Source organism: Paractinoplanes rishiriensis, from assembly GCF_016862375.1.
Classification (GTDB): domain Bacteria; phylum Actinomycetota; class Actinomycetes; order Mycobacteriales; family Micromonosporaceae; genus Actinoplanes; species Actinoplanes rishiriensis.
In genome coordinates this window covers 75,076-95,845 of sequence record NZ_BOMV01000057.1, presented here as the reverse complement: position 1 = coordinate 95,845, position 20,770 = coordinate 75,076, and the positions used below count along the sequence as shown (strand labels likewise).

Sequence of the window (20,770 nt, the reverse complement as noted above, 5' to 3'; positions counted from 1 at the left end):
GATACCCGGGCGGCGACCGGCTACACCCCCAGCCGGAGCACCGCCCGCTCGACGACGGCCGGCAGCCGGCGACGGTTGCGCACCGCCCAGGCCGCGTGCGGCAGCAGGTCGCGCAGCACGGCCGGGTCCGCGCGCACCGCGCCGGCCAGGATGCGGGCCGCCACCGCGGGCGGGCGCCGCAGCACCGCGGTCAGCACCCGGTTGCGGGCCTCGATCCGGTGGCGCGCCCGGGTGTCCCGTCCGGCCGGCTCCGGCAGGTGGTGCACGGTCAGCTCCGGGACGTAGGACAGCTGCTAGCCGGCCGCGGCCAGGTCCATGGCCAGCAATGACTCCTCGCCGTAGACGAACAGCCGGGGGTGGAACCCGCCGGCCGCCAGGAAGGCGTCCCGGCGCACGATCACCGAGCAGCTCAGGAAGCCGAGCACGGCCGGTCCCGGTGCGCCGGCCGGCCAGCCGAGCGGTGCGGTGGCCATACCGGCCGACACCGGGTCGAGACGGCCGTCCGCGCCGACCCGCACCTGGGCGGCCAGCAGCGCGGCCCGTGGATGCTGGCGCAGCACCCGGGCGGCCCGGGCCAGCGAGCCGGGCGACCAGTACGAGTCGTCGTCCGCGAACGCCACGTACGGCGTACCGGCCCGCTCGACCCCGACGTTGCGCGCCGCGGCGCCGCGGTTGTCGGCCAGCCGCACCACGTCCGCGCCGGGGACCCGGATCGGTTGGTCCGAGGCGTTGTCCACCACGACGACCGGCGCCCGGTGCCGGGGCACCGTGTCGCGCAGCCGGTCGTGCCGGTTGCGGGTGGCGACCACGACGGTGACCTGATCGGTCTCGATCTTCATGGCCGCGCGGATACCCCTCGGACGCGGCGTCAATCAGGCCGGCTCGCGGCTCGCGGCCTCCTGACCGGTGCGTTCGTGCGCCCGGTCGAGCAGCCGCATGACCGGCGTCGCGCCCACCCCGTGCAGCACCACCGACACCAGCACCACGAATCCGATGGTGGCCCACACCAGGTCGGCGCCGGGGAACTCGGCGTGGGTGAGCGCGTAGGAGAGGTAGTAGAACGACCCGATGCCGCGGATGCCGAACGATGCGATCACCCAGTGTTCGGCGGTGTGCCCGGGCGCGCCGCGCAGCGACAGGAAGCCGGTCAACGGCCGGACCAGGAAGATCAGCGCCAGCCCGGCCAGCGCCGCGGGCCAGGTCAGCGGCGCCAGCAGCCCGGACACCACGGCACCGCCGAACAACAGCAGCAGCAGGACCGTCAGCAGGCGTTCGGTCTGCTCGGCGAAGTCGTGCAGCACCTGGTGGTACTCGTGGGAGTGCTCGGCCGTCCGGATCGCCCGCGCCGCCACGAACACGGCCAGGAACCCGTACCCCTGCAGAACTTCGGTTATCCCGTACGCGAGAAGGGTCGCGGCCAGCGCCAGGAAGCCCTCCGAGTGGCGGGCCAGTCGCAACGCGTCCAGCCGGGCCCGGAAGAACAGCTTGCCGAGCAGCCTGCCGACGACCAGGCCGGCGACCACCCCGACCACGACCCGGTAGACCAGGTCCTTCCAGGCCCACTCGCCCATCCAGCCCAGTTCGGTCCAGCCCAGACCCAGGCCCGCAGCGCCGGCCATCGCGATCGCGGCGTACACGAACGGGAAGGCCAGCCCGTCGTTGAGCCCGGCCTCCGAGGTGAGCGCGAACCGTACCTCGTCCTCGGAATCCTCCTCGTCGGTCGGCTCGCCGACCTGCACGTCCGAGGCCAGCACCGGGTCGGTCGGTGCGAGCGCGGCGCCGAGCAGCAGCGCGGTGGCCGGCACCAGCCCGGCCCACCACCAGCCGAGCAGCGCCATCGCGGCGATGGTGACCGGCATCGCGATGATCAGCAGCCGCCAGGTGGAGGCCCAGCCGCGCCGGCTCAGCGGCCGGTCGATCTTGAGGCCGGCACCCATCAGCGCCACGATCACGCCGACCTCGGTGAGGTGCTCGGTGACCTTGGGATGGGCCAGCGGATCGGGGTCGGGCATGCCGATCGGCAGGGCGAAGACCAGCATGCCGAGGGCGAGGAAGGCGATGGGCATGGACAGCGGGCGGCGTTCCAGCACCCGCGGCAGGATCCCGGCCAGCAGGGCCCCGAATCCGATGACCGCGAAAACCACGTCGGACGTTTGCACGGCTGCTATCTGCCCCGCCGCGCGGCGATGCATTCCCGGTGGTTTCGCATCACAGCTCGAGGACGACCTTGATGTCGGCCGGGTGCGCCTCGAGGGCCTCGGCGTAGCGGTCCAACGGCAGCCGCCGGGTGATCAGCCGCGCCAGCCACTCCGGATCGGCCTCGGCCAGGGCGCCGGCCGCCGCCGCATAGTGGCTCAGGTTGGCGTTGACCGAACCCACCACGACGTCGTTCTCCAGCACCATGTCGCGTCCGGCGGCGCCGAGGTCCACCGAGATCGCGCGGCCGACGGGCGAAACCCCGGTCAAACACACGATCCCGTACGCCGCGGTGCTCGCCATCGCCTCGAAGACCACCGCGGACACGCCCGTCGCCTCGATGATCACGTCCGGCTTGGCGCGCGCGGTCACGTCGCCGATGCCCGAGCTGTGATAGTGCGCGCCGAGGGCCCGCACCACCTCCGGCTTCGGGCCGTCGGTGACCACGTCGAGCACGTGCACGTCGAGCCCGCGCTGCACGCCGAGCAGGGCGGCCAGCAGCCCGATCGGGCCGGCGCCGGTGACCAGGACGCACCGCGGCTCGAACCAGGACCGGCGGCCGACGCGTTCGATCTGGTCCCAGGCCTTGGCCACCACCGAGGTGGGTTCCATCAGCACGCCGACGTGCTCCAGCCGCGGGTCCAGCTTCACCGCGTAGCCCGGCTCGACGGTCCAGTGCTCGCTCGCGTACCCGTCCAGGTCTTTGATGCCTCTTTCGGTGTAGCCCCCGTTGCGGCACATGTCGAACTCGCCGTGCGCGCAGGCACCGCACGGCTCCGGGTCGGGCCGGCGCACCACCCCGACGACCAGGTCGCCCGGCGCGAAGCTGCTGTCCGGCGGCGCGGTCAGTACCCGGCCCAGCGACTCGTGGCCCAGCACCAGGCGGTCCCGCCCGGCCGGTGCCCAGCCGTATTCGCCCGCCACGATCTCGCGGTCGGTGCCGCAGACACCCACCGCCAGTCCGTCGACGAGCATCTCCCCCGGCCCCGGCGACGGTTCCGGCACGTCCCGGAGTTCGGCCGAGCCGGGCTTCAGCGGTTGCACGGTCAGCGCGCGCATGACGGCTACCTCTCGCGGGCCTTGCGGGTGCTCCGGTCGTTGGCTTTCTGCAGCGCCTCGACCAGTTCGGCCTTCGTCATCCGGCTGCGCCCGGGGATGCCGAGCTTCTTGGCCAGGTCCAGCAGGTGCTGCTTGCTGGCGTTCGCGTCCACGCCGCCGGCGGTCTCCGCCCGGGTGCCGCGCCCGCCCGCCGCCTTGGCGTCGCTGGGCCCCTGGTCCGCCTTGGGCTCCCAGTGGTCGCCGACCTTCTCGAACGAATGCTTGACCGCGGAGAAGGCGGTGCGATGCGCCCGCTCCCCCTCGCCGTACTGCTCGACCGCCGAGTCGTGCGTCTTGACGAACGTGTCCTGCGCCTTCTTGGACGACCGCCGGAGCGTGCTCGGCAGTTCCTCGCGTCCCGGCATGGCGACCTCCTCGCGACGGTGACCGGACTATGTCCGGCGTGCCCCCTGGCGGCTCAGCTCAAACGACGGCACCCGGCGCCACCGCTGACTGGCCCGGTAGGCGAACGCCCGGACGCCGTGAATCAGGCCGGTCGGATGCAGTTCCGGAAGCGAGTTGAGCACCGGGTTGAACGCCAGCCCCGCATCGGCGTCCGCCGGCAGCGCCGCACCGAGGCGGACCCGCCCGAACGGCAGTTCGATGTCGTCCCGCAGCATGCCGAGCCGGAAACTGTCCTCCTCGGCGAGGCCGGCCAGGCTGTCCCCGGCGCCCACCCCGGTGGCGGTCAGGTAGACCTTCCGCCCACCGATCCGGTAGGCCGTGATCGACCCGTAGAACGTGTCGAAGGTCCGCCGCGGCGCCGGCAGATGCCGGGTGAGCGGACCGGTCCCCGAGGTGGAGAGCAGCAGGTCAAGATCACCCTCCGGCAGATGTACGCGGATCGCCAGCCCCCGCACGTCGAGCCGGCCGCCGCGGGTGCCGGCCCCTTTCGAGACGCGCACGGTCGCGGGATACCGGCCGCCCGCCTCGAACTCGAAGCCGGCCCCGGACTCGAAGCCCGCCCGGGACTCCAACCCCGCCTCGAACTCGAATTCCGCCTCGAACGAGCGGCCCGCCGGGTGCAGGAACCGGCGCCGGCGTGACCGGACCACCCGGACCGCCAGGGCGGCAGCCGCCCCGGCCGCCACTACCCTGATGGCCACCGACATGACCGGGAAATCCCCGCTGGGCGGCGGCTCAAACGCCTGATTCATTCGCGGGGCAGGATGTCACCGGCCGTCCGGTCGATGGCCGGTGGCGGCGGTGACCATCTGTCCGAGGAGGGGTTAATGACAGGCCACATCGTTCCGATCGGTGCCGGGCGGGCCGTCATGGACCGGGTCTACGACCCCCTGCACGACTACGTGCTGGACCTGACCGGCAAGGACGATCCGGTGGTGCTGTTCCTGCCGACCGCGACCGGCGACGACGCGAGCTACATCGTGTCGTTCTACGAGACGTTCCACTCGGGGCGCTGCCGGCCCCGGCACCTACGGCTGTTCCACCGCAACCTCGACGACCTCACCGATCTCGTGCTCGGCGCGGACGTCATCCACGTCGGCGGCGGGAACACGGCCAACATGCTGGACGTGTGGCGCCGGCAGGGGGTGGACGCCCTGCTGCACCGGGCGCTGGCCGGCGGCGCCGTGCTCACCGGCGGCAGCGCGGGCGGCCTGTGCTGGTTCGAGGGCGGCACCACCGACTCGTACGGACCGACCCTCCAGGTGCTGCACGAGGGCCTCGGCATGATCGAGGGCAGCTACTGCCCGCACTACGACGCCGAGGACCAGCGCCGGCCACTCTTCCACGCCGCACTGCTCGACGGGTCGCTCGCCACCGGGTACGCGTCCTGGAACCGGGTCGCGATCCGCTTCACCGCGGCCGGCGAGGTGGTCGAGGCGGTCTCCTCCGAGCCGGGCGGCCGGGCGCTGCGGGTCTTCGCCCAGGACGGCCGGATCGTCGAGGAGGACATCCCCTGCCTCCTGCTCGCCGAGCGGACCCCCAGCCGCAGCGTCTCGGCCTGACGTCAGGCGGTGGCGGCCGGCGGGGCGAACAGCACGATCACCACCCGGGCCGGGGGCGGCCCCGGACCTGTTCGCCATCGCGGTAGGCGCGCTCGGCGGCCGCCGGGCTCTCACCCAGGTAGCGTTCGCGGAACTCCGGTGGAAGGCAGCCGCTGACAACCTCGCGCATCTCGGTCCACAGCCGGTCGGCGTCCGTCCACCAGCGGCGAGCCGTGCCGTCGACCGAGGCGGTCGCGATTGTCTCGTTGTCGGAGCTGAACGACACCGTGTTGACGGCTCCGCGATGCCAGAGCATCAACGGTTCGCCGGTCCCGTCGGCGCGCCAGACCCGGTGGTCGTCCCGTCGTCTTCGAGCAGATCGCGCAGCTCGTCGCCGACGCCGTCGCCGGCCGCCGTGCGCAGCACCCGTTCGGCCTCGGCCCGCCGCGACCGATCTCCGGCCAGCGCGAGCGCGGCCTGCCGGAACGGTCACGGGCCGGCCGGATCGGGCCCATCGGCCGCCAGTCCGCGGCGTCCCGGCGCAAGCGGGGCAGCAGGCCGGCCCGCAGCAGCGACGACTTGCCGCTGCCCGAGGCGCCGAGGATCACCGCGAGTCGTGCCTCACCGAACCGCCGCAGCCGGTTCAGCAGGTCCACGCCCCGTTGCACGTCATCCTCGCGCCCGAAGAACATCGGCGCGTCGGGCTCCTGGAAGGACACCATGCCCGGGTACGGCGGCCGGCGCTCGTCCCACCCGGACTCGGCAAAGACCCATTGCGATGCCATCGACGCCGCGCTGCACACGAGGACGACCGCCCGGCACTGCCGCAGACGCTGGTAGATCTCGCGCTCCCAGGCACGTCCCGCCGGAATGCCGAACTCCGGGTCGAAGTCGACGAACAGGGACCGGTACCCGCGCGCCACGAGCCGCTCCCGCAGCTCGTCCACGAGTCCCGTGTCCCGGCTGCTGTGGCTCACGAACACCGCGCTCACGCCTCAGTGTCGCCGCGCCCGCCGACTGTGGACAAGATGCGGATCGCCCGCCCCGCTCAGGCCCGGACCGCCGCGGTGGCCGGGCCGCGGACCGCCCGCCGGGTGGTCTGGATCAGCGCGGCCCCGGTCAGCGCCACCGCGACCGCCGCGACCGCGCCGAAGGTCAGCGGTGACGCGTCCGGCCAGACCTGGTCGGTGCGGGCCGCGCCGAACGGCAGGATGGTGAACAGCGACGCCGCGGCGCCGCCCAGCACGCCGGTTGCCGTCACCAGCACGCCCTCCAGGCTCACCATGGCCAGCAGCTGGCCCCGGGTGGCGCCGGCCAGGCGGTGCTGGGCGAACTCGCGGCGGCGGTGGGTGGTGGCCGCGATCAGGGTGTTGACCAGCATGATCGCGACAAACAGCGTGATCATGCCGACCACCACGTAGTTCAGGGTCTGGATGTCCTGTGCGTAGTCGGGTTGCGGCTGGCCGGCCGCCGCGCGGTCCTCGATGTCCTGCATGTAGACGGTGCCGGTGGCCACGCCGGTGAACAGCAGGACCGGCATGACGGCGCCGGCCAGGAGGCGGGTGCGGGCGGCCACGCCGGACACCGCCAGTTCGCCGGTCGCGCCGCAGCGGCGCACCGCGGGGCCCACTACGGCCGTGACCAGGCGCAGGAGTTCCGGCGCCAGCAGGGCCAGGCCGATCGACGCCCAGATTCCCGCCTGGCCGGCGGTCTGCATGGCGTCGATGCCCTTGCCGTCCATGAGGGTCGCGGTCAGCGCCGCACAGTTGCCGCCGACCAGCAGGAACAGCAGGCCGGCCAGGCGGCGCAGGCGGGGACGAGCGGGACGGGTGCGCGGCGGGCCGGCGGTGCGGCGGCCGGTGGCGATTCCCGCCGCAAGCGCGCCGAGCAGGGTGACGCCGAAGCCGATGCCGAGCGCGAACCGGCCGAATGCGGGGTGCACCGCGTCCGCCACCTGTCCGGTGTTCTGCAGCAGGCCGACCAGCACCCGGCCGAGCGCGTACCCGGCCGGCACCGCCACCGCGGACGCGACCAGGGCGACCGCGGCCGCCTCGCCGACGATCATGCGGCGCAGCTGGCGGGTGGTGGCGCCGACCCGGCGGAGCAGGGCGACCTGATCGGCGCGCTGGCGGACGGCCAGGCTCAGCGTCGAGGTCACCGCGAAGGCCACGATGATCAGGCACCAGCCGCCGCCGACGCCGGCCGTGGTGGTCAGCGACTCGCTGCTGGCCGGGTCGGCGCCGGCCGCGGTGTCGAACAGGGACGCGAACGCCATCAGCAGGGTCGCGCCGAGAAAGGCGGACAGGAAGGTGGCGACGAAGCCGCCCGGGCGGTGCCGCAGGTTGCGCAGCGCGACGGCGATCATGCGACGGCTCCCATCGCGCGGTCGCCGAGGTGGGCCAGGCGTTCGGCGACGGCGTCCGCGGTGGGCGCGCGCATCTCGCCGGCCAGCCGCCCGTCGGCCAGGAAGAGCACCGAGTCCGCGTACGCGGCGGCGACCGGATCGTGGGTGACCATGACGACCGTGCGGCCGTGCGTGTGCACCACCTCGCGCAGCAGGGTGAGCACCTCGCCGGCGCTGCGCAGGTCGAGCGCGCCGGTCGGCTCGTCGGCGAACACGACCGCGGGCGCCGTGACCAGCGCCCGGGCCACCGCGACACGCTGCCGCTGGCCGCCGGAGAGGCGCTCCGGCAGGTCCCGCATCCGGTCGCCGAGGCCCAACTGCTCCAGGACCGCCCGGCTGCCGGCCCGGTCGGCGCGGCGGCCGGCCAGGCGCAGCGGCAGCACCACGTTCTGCTCGACGGTCAGCGACGGCAGCAGGTTGTAGTCCTGGAAGATGAAGCCGGCCCGGAGCCGGCGGAACTTCGTCATGGCGGTGTCCCCGGTGGCGGTCAGTTCGGTGCCGTCCAGGAACACCCGGCCGGCGGTCGGCCGGTCCAGGCCGGCGGCGCACTGCAGCAGGGTGCTCTTGCCGGAGCCGGACGGGCCCATCACCGCGGTGAAGGTGCCGGCGGCGAACCCGGCGGTGACCCCGTCGAGCGCCGTGACACCGCCGTCATAGGTCTTGTAGAGCGATTCCAAGCGGACCGCGTCGGTCATCTCGTGTCTCCGTCCCGTGTGGTGTTGGATACACCGTACGAGCGCACTATCACGCTGTCAGTGGTGCTAGCACCACAATCCAGCTAGTGCATTAGCATCAGATGCACTAGTGCACTAGGAGGCAGGCGTGGACACACCGGTGTACCGCCGGATCGCGGCCGGGATCGCGGCGCGGATCGAGGCGGGCGAGTTGCCGCCGGGCAGCCGGATCCCGTCGACCCGGCAGATCATGGCCGAGCACGGGGTGGCCATGGCGACGGCCACCAAGGTCATCGCCCACCTGCGCGACGAGGGCCTGGTGCGGGCGAAACCGGGCGTCGGCACCGTGGTCGCCGTGGGCGCACTGCCGCCGGGCACCGGGCCGGACCGGGACCACGTGGTGCGTACGGCAATTGTCATCGCCGACGCGGAGGGCCTGCACGGACTCTCGATGCGCCGGCTTGCCGGCGAACTCGGCATCCCCACCATGTCGGTCTACCGCCACGTGGCCGACAAGGAGGAACTGGTGCTGCTGATGACCGACCGGGTGATGGCCGCCAACCCGCCGCCGCCCCGGCTCGACCCGGAACGCGACGACTGGCGCACCTGCCTCGAGGCCGTCGCCCGGTTGCAGTGGTCGATGCACCGCCGGCACACCTGGCTGGCCCAGGCGATCTCGTTCACCCGCCCGCTGTTCGCCCCGCACGCGATGGCGCACACCGAGTGGGCGATGCGCGCGCTGGCCGCCCACGGCGCCGACCCGGGCACCCAGTTCCGGGTCGCCGTGACCATCGCCAACTACGTACGCGGCACCGCGGTGAATCTGGAGGACGAGGCGCAGGCCGAGCAGGAGTCCGGCCTCACCGAGACCGAGTGGATGGACCGGCAGCGGCAGCACTTCGCGGCCGTGCTGGCCACCGGCCGGTTGCCGATGCTGGCCGGCTTCATGGCCGGCGACGACCGCGACTTCGACCTGGACGTCCTGCTCGAGTTCGGCCTGCAACGGCTGCTCGACGGCGTCGACTTCTACTTGCGGGCACCTATCGAATTTCGATAGTTTTGACCCGTGAAACGATTGGTAGTGCTTGCCCTGCGCGCGGTCCTGGTGACCGGCCTCGTGGGATCGCTGTTCGTGCAGACGGTGATGGTCGCCCTGTTCGGCGCCGACCTCGACGACTTCGGGCCCGAGCTGCTCGCCCGGCGGGTGCCGATCCTGTCGATAATCGTGCTCGGCATCATGACGGTGCAGGTCACGATGATCTGCGTGTGGCGGCTGCTCACCATGGTCGGCCGCGACACGGTGTTCTCGCACGGCGCGTTCCGGTACGTCGACGTGGTGATCGGCGCGATGGCCGCGGCTGCGGTGCTGGCCTTCGCGATGGCCGTCACGCTGGCGCCCGGCGAGTCGGTGGCCCCCGGCATCGTCCTGCTGATCTGCGGCGCCTCGGTGCTGATCGGCGGGGTGGGACTGCTGGTGTTCGTCCTGCGGATGCTGCTGGCCCAGGCGGTCGCCCGGGACGCCGAGGCCAGCCACCTCCGGGCCGAGCTGGACGAGGTGATCTGATGCCGATCATCGTCGACATCGACGTGATGCTGGCCAGACGCAAGATGTCGGTCGGCGCGCTAGCCGACCGGGTCGGCATCACCCCGGCCAACCTGGCCGTGCTCAAGAACGGCCGGGCCAAGGCCGTACGCTTCACCACCCTCGAGGCGCTGTGCGAGGTGCTCCAGTGCCAGCCCGGCGACCTGCTGCGCTGGGAACCCGGCGACGGCGACGCGGCCGCATGATCAGCGTCCAGGGGCTCGTGAAGCAGTACGGCCAGATGAGGAAGCTCGCCCGAACCGATGGCGGAGCGTGCCGGAGCCGCAGTCGCGCAGGTCTGGCAAACCTGGAACCTACGCTCGACGTGTGGAGACTGTCGTGGCGACTGGCTGGTGGATGTACGACGGAATCGTTCCGATCCCAGTCCGGGTGGTCATGCTGGACTACGACTTCTGGTATGCGCTTGGTGAGGCGGACGGAGACCTTGACCCCGATGAGGCGCCCCGGTTGAATCCCGATGGGCGGCTCTACTATGTGCGGCACCGACCGGGATGGCCAGAGGGAGACCAACACTTCTGGCCGGACTCTCAAGGTTTTCTGACCTTGGAGGAGGCTCTCGCTGCTGCGGAAGCCGCTATTTCCGGCCCAGTCAGGTGGCAGTAAGCATTATGCCGAGCGGCCGCCTGACCGTCGACTGCCACGCGTCACGAACTCGACAAAGGGCGACGCATTTCAATGCGCGCTGGGCGCCGTCGCCGTCAGTCTCCGGAAAAGATCTGCCCGCGGTGACCAAATAGGAATGGCATCAACTTTTCCTTACACTTGACGACTGGCGCGGAGGATGATTATGGCATGACTCAACTCTCATTCTTCAGCCCGGCCGAATTGGCTCCGATGCGGGACCGGACCAAGGCTCGGAACCATTCACCCGAACGTGACGCAGCCCGCCGCGCCCAGCAGCGCCGGCGCGACCACGGCAAGGCGCAGCGGCACGCCGCGCGCATCTACCGCGACTTCCAGCAGTCGTGCGACGGCAAGGCTCCACAAATACCGGACCGCATCCAGAAACCAGATGACCTTCTCGTGAACAACTCCTCCGAGTCAGGATCGTCTCCATCCGGCTCCAATCTTCGGTGAGATCGATCGGTCGCACAAGGGCCGGCATTTCCGACAGTGATGGTCCAAGGGCAGAGGCTGACGTTGCGTAGGGCTTTGAACGTGGTTTTGAGTAGGGAGTTCCCGCGTCGCCGATAGCGCGGACCGCGTTGTGGGCTCGGTTGAATTGCTGCTCGATGTGGTGCAGGACCGGTTGGCCGGTTTCTTGAGGTCCTGCGTCACCATGAGTGTCACATACACCGCCAGCCTGCCCGTATCCGCCGACACCGTCGTGTTCGGGCGGTACCCGGCCCTTGAAGCTTCGGTCGGTGTCGGATCGTGGAATGACCAGCGAACGTCCTACTCGTAGGGTGACAGCGACGCGGAAACAGCATTGATGGCGATGATCGCCACGCCGATCAGTGCCGGCCACAGCACGACGCCGGTGAAGGCGCCCACCGCCGTGTCCGCGCGCTGCCGCCGGGCGTGCCACTTGCCGAGCAGCACGGACGCCAGCAGGGCCGCGCCGATGCCGGACCAGAGCACCGCTGCCCGAGGCACGAGCAGGGCGAGCAGCACCACGGCCAGCCAGATGGCCGCGGTCTGGCCCAGTCCGTGGCTTAGGTGCCCGCGCCGCATCGGCCCACTATGGCAGGTCACTGCCCGGGTCACCGCCCGGGTCACCGCCCGGGTCACCGCCCGGGTCACTGCCCGGGCGGCTCCGCGGCGAACGGGCCCGAGTGGTCGCCGGGTGCGCCCTCGTCGGGGTGGTGCTTCGGCATCGGGGCCGGGCCGGGGCGGTTGTCCGTGCCGGGCAGGTCCGGCGACTCGATCGGGCGTTCGGGGTCGGTCGGGTCGGAAACGGTCATGGCGTACGCCCTACCCAGCCGGGCGGTAGTCGAACCAGTCGGCGGACACCGTCCCCTCGGTGGCGTACAGGCCGATCACCCGTCCGGTGAAGCCGGTGGCCACCTCCGTTGACAGGTAGCGGCCGTCGAGTTCGGCCAGCACCGTGGTGGCGGTGCCTAGCGTGATCGTGTCGGGGGCCGCGGCCGCCACCCCGTACGGCTCCTCGGTCAGGTCGGTCCGCGCGGTCACCGTGGGCGGCAGGATGCCGGTGGTTCGGGTCGCGATCACCAGGTCGACCGGGCCGGGCGGGACCGGGATGCGGGCCACGGTGTCGCGCAGCGGTCCGATCCGGCAGACGGCGCGCACCTCGCCCGCACCCGCCTCGATGTCGTAGTGGTGGGCCTCGTCGATGCGGATGGTCAGGCCGCCGCGGCCGTCGCGCGGGTCGAGGCGGGCGGTTACCCGTACGTCATGATGTTGTTGACGCCGGGCCAGAATCGTTGCGCCGGGACGGTCGAGCGTGGGGCCGGTGGCGTGCAGGGTCAGCCAGCCGGGGCGCTCGGTCAGTGACCAGGGCGGGCGGCTGCGGGGTGAGATCCAGCGCGGCGAGAGTTCCGCCGCGTCGAAATCGTCGCGGTCCGATTCCTCCAAAAGCGGTTGCTCGTACGCCTCCACCGACGCGACCACCGGCCAGTCGTCCACCCAGGTCAGCGGTGCCAGGAACGTCTCCCGGCCGAGCACGTGCTGGCGGGGGAAGCGGCCCTTGGGACGGGTGCCGAGCAGCACCATCCACCAGTCGCCGCCGGGGGTCTCCACCAGGTCGGCGTGGCCGAGTGCCTGGACCGGCCGGTCGGTGCTGCGGTGCGAGAGGATCGGGTTCCGCGGCGCCGGCTCGAACGGTCCGCGCGGCGAGCGGGAGCGGGCCACCGAGATGGCGTGCCCGGTGTGCGTGCCGCCCTCGGACATCAGCAGGTACCACCAGTCGCCGCGGCGGTGCAGGTGCGGGCCCTCCGGCCAGGCCAACCCGGTGCCGGACCAGACCGGCCAGGGTCCCTCCAGGATCTTGCCGCGTTTCGGGTCGATGACCGCCTGTTGCAGACCTGAGAACGTGCAGTAGCAGTTGTGCTCGTCGTCCCAGGCCAGGTCGGGGTCGATGCCGGGCAGGTCGATCGGCACCGGGTCGCTCCACGGGCCGTCCGCGCGCTCGGCCGTCACGATGAAGTTGCCGGCGCCGCTGACGTCCTTGGTGATCAGCCAGAACTGCCCGTCGTGGTGGCGCAGGGTGGGCGCCCAGATGCCACCGGAGGCGGGTACGTCCGCCGGCAGGTCGAGCTGTCCGGGGCGGTCCAGGACGTTGCCGATCTGCCGCCACCGCACCAGGTCACGGCTGTGGAAGATCGGCACGCCCGGGAAGTACTCGAAGCTCGAACACGCCAGGTAGTAGTCGTCACCCACCCGGCAGATGCTGGGATCGGGATGGAAACCGGGGATCACCGGGTTGATCACGCGCCGAGCGCCTTCGTCGCGGCCTCGGTGAACTTCTTGGCGCCCGCGGCCGGGGTCAGCCGCTTGAACTCGATCTCGGTGGCGATCGACTTGAGCGTGCCGGGCAGCGTGCTGGCCCCGGCCGGGTAGAGGTAGGACGGTGCCAGCTTCTCGCCCTGCAGCTCGGTGAGATAGTCGGTGGCCGTCTGGTCGTCGGGTTCGAGTGTGTCCTTGATCTGGTCGGCGACGGTCTTGCTGGCCGGCACGCCGCGGGTGGTGCCGGTGGCCCTGGCCGCCTCGACGTCGTTGATCAGGAAGTTCAGCAGCTTGCGGGCCTCGGCCGGGTGCTTCGAGCCGGCCGCGACCGACCACAGCGCGGGGGTGTCGACGGACTGGCCGGGCCGGGTGCCCTGCTTCTCCCCCGGCATCCGGTGCAGCACCAGCGTGCCGTCGACCAGCTTGTTGTAGCCGAGGAAGTTGTTGGTCGGGATGATCTGCGACGCGATCACGCCGCGGCCCAGGTACATCTCGCCGCCCGCCGAGCCGGCGTTCGGGTCGATGACGCCGGCCTTGGGGAAGCCGCCCTCGGCCCGCATCGCTTCGACCATGGTGAACCAGGCGGCGATCGTCGCCTCGGTGAAGCCGACCTTGCCGGCCTCGGTGAAGAAGTCCTCGCCGCGCTGCCTTGTGAAGATCATCAGACTGGCCAGCGTCGCCGGGTCGAAGTGCGTGCCGTACACCTTGCCGCCGCTGGCCCGGTTGATGTCCCGGGCGAACGCGGCCAGATCTTGCCAGCTCCAGCTGTCGCCGTCCGGGATGGCCACCTTGTACTTGTCGGCGAGCGCCTTGTTGATGACGAAGCCGCTGGAGTTGAGGCCGACCGGGACGCCGAAGTTCTTGGCGCCGACCGCGCCGAGCCGGCGGGCCGCGTCGCCGACTCCGGTCAGGTCGATGTCGGCGGCGCCCGCCAGGTCCAGCAGCGCGCCGCGGCTCACGTACTCCTGCAGGCTGTCGGTGCGCATCGCGAGCAGATCCGGGGCGTCGCCGGCGGCGAAACGGGTGGCCAGCTTGTCCTTGTACGGGCCGCTGTCCTGGTACTCGGTGGTGACCTTGAGGCCCGGGTTCTGCTTCTCGAACAGGTCCAGGGCCTTGCGGGTGCGTTCGGCGCGGGCCGCATCGCCCCACCACACCATGTTGATGGTGACCTTGCCAGCCTCGTCCTCGTCGCCGCCACCGCCGAAACCGCGGCCGCACGCGGACAGGGACGCGGCGGCGCCGGCCAGGCCGGCCATCCTGAGCAGGTCGCGCCGGTTGAGGGTGTACACGCTGTCGCCTCCGGGGATCGAGAACGGATCGATGGCGATGCTCGCAGAACGTTTCGTGAATATCAAGCTTAAGTTTCGCCGTTCAGGCGCGGCGTGGGCACCGTCTAGACTGCGGCCATGCCGCCGACCAGCGCCCTGACCGCCGCGGAGATCGCCGAACTTGCCGGAGTCTCGGTGGCCACCGTCTCCAAGGTGCTCAATGGCCGGTCGGACGTCGGCGCCGAGACCCGCCGCCTGGTCGAGGGCGTGATCAACAAGCACGGGCACCGGCGCAAGCGGCGGCCCACCCCGGCGGCACCGCTGGTCGAGGTCGTGCTCAACGTGCTCGGCGGCGCGTACGCCATGGAGATCATCGCGGGCGTGGAACGCGCGGTCCGGCCGCACCACCTGGGCGTGGTGGTCTCCGGGATGGAGGGCGCGCAGACCCTGAGCGACGAGTGGATCGAGCGGATGCTGGCCCGCCGCCCGTCCGGCATCATCACGGTCTTCTGCAGCCCGACCGCCGAGCAGCGCGACCGGCTGAGCGCGCGGGAGATCCCGTTCGTGGTGGTCGACCCGGTCGCCGAACCGGCCGGGGTGCCGTCGGTGGCCGCCACCAACTGGAGCGGCGGCCTCGAGGCGGGCCGCCACCTGCTGGCACTCGGGCACCGCCGGATCGGCGTGGTGGCCGGTCCGGAGGGGACGCTGGCCAGCCGGGCCCGCCTGGACGGCTACCGCGCGGCGCTGGACGAGGCCGGCATCGCGTTCGACCCGGCCCTGGTCCGCGCCGGGCAGTTCCGGATCGACCAGGGCGTGACGGCCGGGCACGACCTGCTCGCCGGCCCGGACCGGCCGACCGCGATCTTCGCGTTCAGCGACCCGCTCGCGGTCGGCGTCTACAAGGCCGCCGCCGAGCTGGGCCTGCGCATTCCCGGCGACCTGAGCGTGGTGGGCTACGACGACACCGCGCCGGCGAGCTGGCTGCACCCGGCGCTGACCACGGTGCACCAGCCGCTGGCCGAGATGGCCGGCGAGGCGGCCGCGATGATCCTGGCGACGGCCCGCGGCGAGGCGCCGGCCCGCACCCGGGTGGTGCTGGCCACCGAGCTGACGGTGCGCGCGAGCACCGCCCGCCGCGAAAATTAATTTCTATCCTTAGCTGGGGTAACCGGGTCCTTTCGGGCGCCTGCGCGCACGACTTTCCGAAACTTCACCTTGAGAGCTGCGAAACGTTCTGGCACCATTCGTGGCCATCGATACGCGTCCTCGTGGAAGAGGTTCCCCATGCCCAAACCCCGGCTTCTCGCCGCCGTGGCCGTGGCGACACTCGTGCCGGTGACGGCCGTGGTGCTGGCGGCGCTGCCCTCGGCAGCGGCCACCACCCCCGTCGCCGGCGGTGTCTACACGCTCGCCTCCGGCTCCAGCGGCAAGTGCGTCGACGTGACCGGTTCGTCCACCGCGAACAGCGCGCTGCTCATCCAGACCTCCTGCGCGGCCGGCGCCACCGACCAGCAGTGGAAGGTGCAGGGGTCGAGCTCGTTCAACCTGGTCAACGTCAACAGCAACCGCTGCGTCGACGTGCCCAGCGCATCCACCGCGTCGGGCACCCAGTTGCAGCAGTACGGCTGCGGCGACGGCACCAAGACCAACCAGCTCTGGACGTTCTCCGCCTCGTCGGCCGCGGCCGGCAAGTTCCTGGTACGCAGCGCGGCGACCGGCCAGTGCCTGAGCAACAGGGACGGCTCGACCGCCGGCAACAACCCGATCGTGCAGGAGACCTGCTCGGACATCTCCCGCATGCAGTGGTCGTTCAACTACGTCTCGGGTCCCACCGGCCCGACGACCGGCCCGACCACGAACCCGCCGTCCGGACCGGCGACCGTCGCGAAGGACGGCACCGGCCAGTACACGACCGTGCAGGCCGCCATCAACGCGGTGCCGGCGAACAACACCGCCCGCCGGGTCATCACCATCAAGCCGGGCACCTACCGCGAGGTCGTCACGGTCCCCGCTAACAAGCCGAACATCACCCTGCAGGGTCTGGGCGGCGGCCCGTCGGACACCCGGATCGTCTACAACAACTACGCCGGCGCGGTCGGCACCTCGAACAGCGCGAGCGTCTTCGTCTACGGCCGCGAGTTCATCGCGAAGAACCTCACCATCGAGAACGACCTCGACGAGGGCTCGATCAGCTCGGGCGGCCAGGCCGTCGCGCTGCGGGTGGACGCCGAGCGGGCGGTCTTCGACAACGTCCGGGTGCTGGCCGACCAGGACACCCTGCTGCTGCAGAACTCCGCCCGGGCCTACTTCGTGAACTGCTACGTGGAAGGCACCGTCGACTTCATCTTCGGCGGCGGCACCGCGGTCTTCAACGCCTGCCGCATCCACGAGAAGCGCACCACCGGCGGTCCGATCACCGCGGGCAGCACCCCGCCGGAGAAGACGTACGGCATCCTCTTCTACCGCTGCAACGTCACCGGCACGGGCACCGGCAACACCTCGCTGGGCCGGCCCTGGTATCCGAACGCCCAGGTCCTGTACCGCGAGTCGACGCTGAGCAACACCATCGCGACCGCGCAGCCGTGGACCAACATGTCCAGCAACACCTGGCAGAACGCCCGCTTCCGGGAGTACCGGAACACCGGTCCGGGCGCGACCGTGAACGGCAACCGCCCCCAGCTGTCCGACTCGCAGGCAGCCAACTACACACCGCAGAAGTACCTGGCCGGCGCGGACGGATGGAACCCGCTGTGAGAATCAAACTCGTTGGCGCGGCCGCCGTCGCGGTCGCCGTCACCGCAGTCACCGCCGTAACGATGCTGCCGTCCGCGGCGGCCACCACCCCGGTCGCGAGCGGCGTCTACACGCTGGCCTCCGGCTCCAGCGGCAAATGCGTCGACGTGACCGGCTCGTCGACCGCGAACAGCGCGCTGCTCATCCAGACCTCGTGCGCGGCCGGCGCCACCGACCAGCAGTGGAAGGTGCAGGGGCCCGGGCCGTTCAACCTGGTCAACGTCAACAGCAGCCGGTGCGTCGACGTGCCCAGCTCGTCGGCCGTCTCCGGCACCCAACTTCAGCAGTACGGGTGCGGCGACGGTTCGAAGGTGAACCAACTGTGGACGTTCGCCGCGTCCACGGCAGCGGCCGGGAAGTTCCTGGTGCGCAGCGCGGCGACCGGGCAGTGCCTGAGCAACCGGGACGGCTCGACGGCCGGCAACAACCCGATCGTGCAGGAGACCTGCTCGGACGTCGCGCGGATGCAGTGGTCGTTCAACTACGTCACCGGGCCGACGAGCGGCCCGACCACCCCGCCCGGTAACGGCGGCCGCACCTGGTCCAACGTCGCGGACGGCTTCGCGCAGGGCACCACCGGGGGCGCGGGCGGAGCGGCGGTGACGGTCACCAACTACGCCGACCTGCTGAAGTACGCGACGGCCAGCGAGCCGTACGTGATCCGGGTGAATGCAACGATCACCGTGACCCCCTACGGACACGAGATCGCGGTCAAATCCAACAAGACGATCATCGGGGTCGGCACCGGCGGCCGGATCCGGAACGGCGGCTTCTTCCTGGGCGCCGGCGTCAAGAACATCATCATCCGGAACCTGACCATCGGCGACACCGCGATGGCCTCCGACGACCCGGACGACAAGGACTTCGACTACGACGGCATCCAGATGGACACCGCCGACCGGGTCTGGATCGACCACAACACGTTCACCAACATCAACGACGGCTACATCGACAGCCGCAAGGACACCAACAACGTCACCATCTCGTGGAACCGGATGGGCGACCACAACAAGACGCTCGGCATCGGCTGGACCGAGAACACCATCCCGAGGATCACGATCCACCACAACTGGATCTACAACAGCAACCAGCGCAACCCGAGCGCCGGCAACGTGCTGTACGCCCACCTCTACAACAACTGGCTGCAGAACGTCTCCAGCTACGGCAACTGGGCCCGCGGCACCACCAAGATGGTGGTCGAGAACAGCTACTTCGAGAAGGTCAAGGACCCGTTCTTCCCGGACCCGACCGCCGAGCTGCGGCAGAGCGGCAGCATCCAGGTGAGCTGCACCGGCAAGGCGGAAACCCGCGGCTCGGCGTTCAACCCGTCGTCGTTCTACGCGTACACCCTCGACCCGGCAGCGAGCGTCCCCGGCCTGCTCAGGACCTACTCCGGTCCCCAGGCGAACATCAGCATGTGACCGAACGGTCGCGCCGGGCTCCCGGAGCCCGGCGCGACCCCGGCTCAGTCCGCCAGCGGGAACGAGTGGTGCTCGTGGGCGATGACCCACCGCCCGTCCTCCTGGCGGAGGCCGACCGTGACCCGCAGCCGGTTGGGCGGATTCCCGCACCGCAGCAGCGCATGGGCGTACGCGACCTCGGCGCCCGCGGTCACCTCGAGCCGGTCCAGCTCGAACACCGCGCCGCTCTCCAGGAACTTGAAGAACGGCGGCCAGGTCTCCCGGTAGGCCGCGAGACCGCGCACCCCGTCGTCCGGCGGCGGCACGTCGAACATCACGACGTCACTCGCGTGCCCGGCGACCACCCCCTCCAGGTCACGCGCGACGATCGCGCTCACCCAACCCTCAACCAGCTCGGTGACGAGCCGCTCATCCTCTGTCATCCGTGCCTCCCTTCACCGGTACAACCCGGCGGGAGCGGCAAACTCATCGGCAGCCCGAAGGCCGCGAAGTCCGCGTCGAGAAACGACACCACCTCGGCGATCCGGTGCCCGCGCAGGGTGAGCACGTCCAAACCGCAGGGCACGTACGCGCCGAGGCCGTCGTCGCGGCGGTAGGTGCCGAACGCGACCTGTCCGTTCGCGGCGACCGGCCGGAAGCGCCAGCCGAGCGCCACCGTGCCGTCGAGCAGGAAGCCGCGGATCGCGTCCCGGCCGGTGAAGCGGGCCGGCTCCGGCGGCATCGAGTACTTCGCGTCGTCGGTGAGCATGGCCACGATCGCGTCGACGTCGCCGTTCTCCCACGCGGCCGCGTATCGGCGGGCGAGGTCGCGTACGGCATCATCGCCCAGCGCAAGCATCGCGGCCTGCTGGGTCATCGCGGGTTTGTCCTGGTCGAGCGCCTTGCGGGCGCGCTGCATCGCGCTGTTGACCGCGGCCACCGTGGTGCCGAGCTGGCCGGCCACCTCGCGCGCGCTGAAACCGAGCACGTCGCGCAACAGCAGCACGGCCCGCTGCCGGCCGGGCAGCCGCTGCAGCGCCGCGACGAACGAGAGCTCGACGCCCTCCCGCGCGACGGCCTGCGCCTCGGGCCCCACCCGCTCCTCCGGATAGGGCTCGAGCCAGCCGTCCTCGGCGGGCAGTTCCCGGTGGCGGCCGCGCCGCTCCAGCATCGTCAGGCAGCGGTTGGTGGCGATCCGGTACAGCCAGGGCCGCAGCGTGCCCCGGTCCTCGAACCGGTCGAGCGCCCGCCAGGCCCGGATCACCGTCTCCTGCACCGCGTCGTCGGCGTCGTGTGCGGATCCGAGCATGCGGTAGCAGTGCGCGTGCAGTTCCCCGCGCAGCGCCTCGACCGCGTCCACTATGCCAGTCGCCACCGGTACTCGGCGTCGTCGGCGGTGGCGATGCAGATCACCAGCTGGCCCGCGTCGGTGACGGTGAACTCGCCGAAGTCCTCGCAGAGCGCCCCCAGTCTGATGACGGCGAGGCCGGGCGGCTCCAACCCCGGCGGAACGGGTTTGCCCGGCGGCGTGGCCAGGTCGTCGGTGGGCAGCGCCGGCGGCGGCACCACCGGGTTGGTGGTCGTGGCCAGCGGCGCCGGCGTGGTGCCGGTGGTGGCGACCGGAGGAACCGGACCGGGCGTGGTGGCGGTCGGCGCCGGAACGCCAGTGCCGGTGCCAGTGCCAGTGCCGGTCGGCCCGGCCGGGCTGGCGGCTGTGGGCACCGCGGCGGCGCCACTCAGCCCCGGGATCGGCTTGGCCGGCAGGGACGGGTCGATCGTGGACGCGGGCGCCACCCCCGGCCCGATGAGGGCTTCCTCCACCTGCCCGGTGCCGGCGCCGTCCGCACGTGGCCGGCTGCTGCCGGCGCTCCGGTCGTCGCGGCCGCTGCGGTCGAGAAGCTCCGAGCCGGCGAACATCGCGGCGAACACACCCAAGCCGATCAGGATCGGAGCGACGGGCCCTCTCCAGGTCCTCAGTTTGGT

The 20,770-nt window shown here is 71.4% G+C and carries 23 protein-coding genes and 1 pseudogene; 8 read left to right on the top strand and 16 right to left on the bottom strand.

Features of this window, described 5'->3' with window-relative positions; genetic code table 11:
- Nucleotides 1-20: 20 nt before the first annotated feature.
- The 6 genes from Ari01nite_RS50020 to Ari01nite_RS24890 are packed head-to-tail and all read right to left on the bottom strand — an operon-like array spanning nucleotide 21 to nucleotide 4,406.
- On the bottom strand, nucleotides 21-266 hold the full coding sequence (locus tag Ari01nite_RS50020) for a hypothetical protein (RefSeq protein WP_239163001.1): 246 nt from the start codon (nucleotides 264-266) through the stop codon (nucleotides 21-23).
- A gap of 27 nt (nucleotides 267-293) precedes the next feature.
- A complete protein-coding gene (locus Ari01nite_RS24910; protein ID WP_239163000.1) occupies nucleotides 294-839 on the bottom strand; it encodes a glycosyltransferase family 2 protein in 546 nt (181 codons plus the stop codon).
- 33 nt (nucleotides 840-872) lie between these two features.
- Nucleotides 873-2,159, bottom strand: a complete 1,287-nt coding sequence (locus Ari01nite_RS24905) for a cation:proton antiporter (RefSeq protein ID WP_203784544.1) — start codon at nucleotides 2,157-2,159, stop codon at nucleotides 873-875.
- Between the two features lie 49 nt (nucleotides 2,160-2,208).
- Nucleotides 2,209-3,255, bottom strand: coding sequence for a glucose 1-dehydrogenase (locus Ari01nite_RS24900; protein ID WP_203784542.1), 1,047 nt, complete (start codon nucleotides 3,253-3,255; stop codon nucleotides 2,209-2,211).
- Nucleotides 3,256-3,260: 5 nt separating this feature from the next.
- Nucleotides 3,261-3,659, bottom strand: coding sequence for a ChaB family protein (locus Ari01nite_RS24895; RefSeq protein WP_203784540.1), 399 nt, complete (start codon nucleotides 3,657-3,659; stop codon nucleotides 3,261-3,263).
- Between the two features lie 27 nt (nucleotides 3,660-3,686).
- Nucleotides 3,687-4,406, bottom strand: coding sequence for a hypothetical protein (locus tag Ari01nite_RS24890; RefSeq protein ID WP_438872225.1), 720 nt, complete (start codon nucleotides 4,404-4,406; stop codon nucleotides 3,687-3,689).
- Nucleotides 4,407-4,526: 120 nt separating this feature from the next.
- Here Ari01nite_RS24890 and Ari01nite_RS24885 point away from each other — a divergent pair, with 120 nt between their 5' ends.
- Nucleotides 4,527-5,261: a Type 1 glutamine amidotransferase-like domain-containing protein gene (locus Ari01nite_RS24885; protein ID WP_203784536.1), complete on the top strand. Its 735-nt coding sequence runs from the start codon at nucleotides 4,527-4,529 to the stop codon at nucleotides 5,259-5,261.
- Nucleotides 5,262-5,371: 110 nt separating this feature from the next.
- Here Ari01nite_RS24885 and Ari01nite_RS24880 read toward each other — a convergent pair whose 3' ends face one another.
- From Ari01nite_RS24880 to Ari01nite_RS24870, 3 genes are all read right to left on the bottom strand, one after another.
- A complete protein-coding gene (locus tag Ari01nite_RS24880) occupies nucleotides 5,372-6,217 on the bottom strand; it encodes a toll/interleukin-1 receptor domain-containing protein (RefSeq protein WP_275410874.1) in 846 nt (281 codons plus the stop codon).
- 71 nt (nucleotides 6,218-6,288) lie between these two features.
- On the bottom strand, nucleotides 6,289-7,605 hold the full coding sequence (locus Ari01nite_RS24875) for an FtsX-like permease family protein (RefSeq protein WP_203784532.1): 1,317 nt from the start codon (nucleotides 7,603-7,605) through the stop codon (nucleotides 6,289-6,291).
- Complete coding sequence (locus Ari01nite_RS24870) at nucleotides 7,602-8,339, bottom strand: ABC transporter ATP-binding protein (protein ID WP_203784530.1); 738 nt, start codon at nucleotides 8,337-8,339, stop codon at nucleotides 7,602-7,604. Before Ari01nite_RS24870 ends, Ari01nite_RS24875 begins: the two co-directional genes overlap by 4 nt.
- Nucleotides 8,340-8,466: 127 nt before the next feature.
- Here Ari01nite_RS24870 and Ari01nite_RS24865 point away from each other — a divergent pair, with 127 nt between their 5' ends.
- The 4 genes from Ari01nite_RS24865 to Ari01nite_RS24850 all read left to right on the top strand — a co-directional run bounded on the left by Ari01nite_RS24865 (nucleotide 8,467) and on the right by Ari01nite_RS24850 (nucleotide 10,998).
- Nucleotides 8,467-9,375 carry a TetR/AcrR family transcriptional regulator C-terminal domain-containing protein gene (locus Ari01nite_RS24865; protein ID WP_203784527.1) on the top strand — a complete coding sequence of 303 codons (909 nt, stop codon included), beginning with the start codon at nucleotides 8,467-8,469 and terminating at the stop codon, nucleotides 9,373-9,375.
- 9 nt (nucleotides 9,376-9,384) lie between these two features.
- A complete protein-coding gene (locus tag Ari01nite_RS24860; RefSeq protein ID WP_239162999.1) occupies nucleotides 9,385-9,882 on the top strand; it encodes a DUF2975 domain-containing protein in 498 nt (165 codons plus the stop codon).
- Complete coding sequence (locus Ari01nite_RS24855; RefSeq protein WP_203784525.1) at nucleotides 9,882-10,106, top strand: helix-turn-helix domain-containing protein; 225 nt, start codon at nucleotides 9,882-9,884, stop codon at nucleotides 10,104-10,106. The genes Ari01nite_RS24860 and Ari01nite_RS24855 overlap by 1 nt, the downstream gene beginning before the upstream one ends.
- A 577-nt stretch (nucleotides 10,107-10,683) precedes the next feature.
- Nucleotides 10,684-10,998 (top strand): hypothetical protein, encoded by a 315-nt coding sequence (locus Ari01nite_RS24850; RefSeq protein WP_203784523.1) that lies wholly within the window; start codon nucleotides 10,684-10,686, stop codon nucleotides 10,996-10,998.
- A gap of 318 nt (nucleotides 10,999-11,316) precedes the next feature.
- Here Ari01nite_RS24850 and Ari01nite_RS24845 read toward each other — a convergent pair whose 3' ends face one another.
- The 4 genes from Ari01nite_RS24845 to Ari01nite_RS24830 all read right to left on the bottom strand — a co-directional run bounded on the left by Ari01nite_RS24845 (nucleotide 11,317) and on the right by Ari01nite_RS24830 (nucleotide 14,615).
- Complete coding sequence (locus Ari01nite_RS24845) at nucleotides 11,317-11,595, bottom strand: hypothetical protein (protein ID WP_203784521.1); 279 nt, start codon at nucleotides 11,593-11,595, stop codon at nucleotides 11,317-11,319.
- Nucleotides 11,596-11,660: 65 nt separating this feature from the next.
- Nucleotides 11,661-11,825 (bottom strand): hypothetical protein, encoded by a 165-nt coding sequence (locus Ari01nite_RS24840; protein WP_203784519.1) that lies wholly within the window; start codon nucleotides 11,823-11,825, stop codon nucleotides 11,661-11,663.
- 10 nt (nucleotides 11,826-11,835) lie between these two features.
- Nucleotides 11,836-13,311 (bottom strand): glycoside hydrolase family 43 protein, encoded by a 1,476-nt coding sequence (locus Ari01nite_RS24835; RefSeq protein WP_203784517.1) that lies wholly within the window; start codon nucleotides 13,309-13,311, stop codon nucleotides 11,836-11,838.
- Nucleotides 13,308-14,615: an ABC transporter substrate-binding protein gene (locus Ari01nite_RS24830; protein ID WP_203784515.1), complete on the bottom strand. Its 1,308-nt coding sequence runs from the start codon at nucleotides 14,613-14,615 to the stop codon at nucleotides 13,308-13,310. The genes Ari01nite_RS24835 and Ari01nite_RS24830 overlap by 4 nt, the downstream gene beginning before the upstream one ends.
- 117 nt (nucleotides 14,616-14,732) lie before the next feature.
- Between Ari01nite_RS24830 and Ari01nite_RS24825 the strand changes: the two genes are divergently transcribed.
- The 3 genes from Ari01nite_RS24825 to Ari01nite_RS24815 all read left to right on the top strand — a co-directional run bounded on the left by Ari01nite_RS24825 (nucleotide 14,733) and on the right by Ari01nite_RS24815 (nucleotide 18,808).
- On the top strand, nucleotides 14,733-15,740 hold the full coding sequence (locus tag Ari01nite_RS24825) for a LacI family DNA-binding transcriptional regulator (RefSeq protein WP_203784506.1): 1,008 nt from the start codon (nucleotides 14,733-14,735) through the stop codon (nucleotides 15,738-15,740).
- Between the two features lie 138 nt (nucleotides 15,741-15,878).
- On the top strand, nucleotides 15,879-17,348 hold the full coding sequence (locus Ari01nite_RS24820) for a pectinesterase family protein (protein WP_203784504.1): 1,470 nt from the start codon (nucleotides 15,879-15,881) through the stop codon (nucleotides 17,346-17,348).
- Nucleotides 17,345-18,808 carry an RICIN domain-containing protein gene (locus tag Ari01nite_RS24815; RefSeq protein WP_239162998.1) on the top strand — a complete coding sequence of 488 codons (1,464 nt, stop codon included), beginning with the start codon at nucleotides 17,345-17,347 and terminating at the stop codon, nucleotides 18,806-18,808. Before Ari01nite_RS24820 ends, Ari01nite_RS24815 begins: the two co-directional genes overlap by 4 nt.
- A 50-nt stretch (nucleotides 18,809-18,858) precedes the next feature.
- Here Ari01nite_RS24815 and Ari01nite_RS24810 read toward each other — a convergent pair.
- The 3 genes and pseudogenes from Ari01nite_RS24810 to Ari01nite_RS24800 all read right to left on the bottom strand — a co-directional run.
- Nucleotides 18,859-19,230, bottom strand: a pseudogene (locus Ari01nite_RS24810) (YybH family protein); the annotation flags it as partial.
- Complete coding sequence (locus Ari01nite_RS24805; protein ID WP_239162997.1) at nucleotides 19,227-20,162, bottom strand: sigma-70 family RNA polymerase sigma factor; 936 nt, start codon at nucleotides 20,160-20,162, stop codon at nucleotides 19,227-19,229. The gene Ari01nite_RS24805 and the pseudogene Ari01nite_RS24810, both read right to left, overlap by 4 nt.
- Nucleotides 20,147-20,722, bottom strand: coding sequence for a hypothetical protein (locus Ari01nite_RS24800; protein WP_203784500.1), 576 nt, complete (start codon nucleotides 20,720-20,722; stop codon nucleotides 20,147-20,149). Before Ari01nite_RS24800 ends, Ari01nite_RS24805 begins: the two co-directional genes overlap by 16 nt.
- Nucleotides 20,723-20,770 lie beyond the last annotated feature (48 nt).

Coding starts and splice junctions, on each gene's coding strand:
- Ari01nite_RS24840 (WP_203784519.1), bottom strand. CDS start 11,825: ATGACCGTTTCCGACCCGACCGACCCCGAACGCCCGATCGAGTCGCCG.
- Ari01nite_RS24895 (WP_203784540.1), bottom strand. CDS start 3,659: ATGCCGGGACGCGAGGAACTGCCGAGCACGCTCCGGCGGTCGTCCAAG.
- Ari01nite_RS24855 (WP_203784525.1), top strand. CDS start 9,882: ATGCCGATCATCGTCGACATCGACGTGATGCTGGCCAGACGCAAGATG.
- Ari01nite_RS24875 (WP_203784532.1), bottom strand. CDS start 7,605: ATGATCGCCGTCGCGCTGCGCAACCTGCGGCACCGCCCGGGCGGCTTC.
- Ari01nite_RS24845 (WP_203784521.1), bottom strand. CDS start 11,595: ATGCGGCGCGGGCACCTAAGCCACGGACTGGGCCAGACCGCGGCCATC.
- Ari01nite_RS24870 (WP_203784530.1), bottom strand. CDS start 8,339: ATGACCGACGCGGTCCGCTTGGAATCGCTCTACAAGACCTATGACGGC.
- Ari01nite_RS24900 (WP_203784542.1), bottom strand. CDS start 3,255: ATGCGCGCGCTGACCGTGCAACCGCTGAAGCCCGGCTCGGCCGAACTC.
- Ari01nite_RS24890 (WP_438872225.1), bottom strand. CDS start 4,406: ATGTCGGTGGCCATCAGGGTAGTGGCGGCCGGGGCGGCTGCCGCCCTG.
- Ari01nite_RS24820 (WP_203784504.1), top strand. CDS start 15,879: ATGCCCAAACCCCGGCTTCTCGCCGCCGTGGCCGTGGCGACACTCGTG.
- Ari01nite_RS24910 (WP_239163000.1), bottom strand. CDS start 839: ATGAAGATCGAGACCGATCAGGTCACCGTCGTGGTCGCCACCCGCAAC.
- Ari01nite_RS24825 (WP_203784506.1), top strand. CDS start 14,733: ATGCCGCCGACCAGCGCCCTGACCGCCGCGGAGATCGCCGAACTTGCC.
- Ari01nite_RS24885 (WP_203784536.1), top strand. CDS start 4,527: ATGACAGGCCACATCGTTCCGATCGGTGCCGGGCGGGCCGTCATGGAC.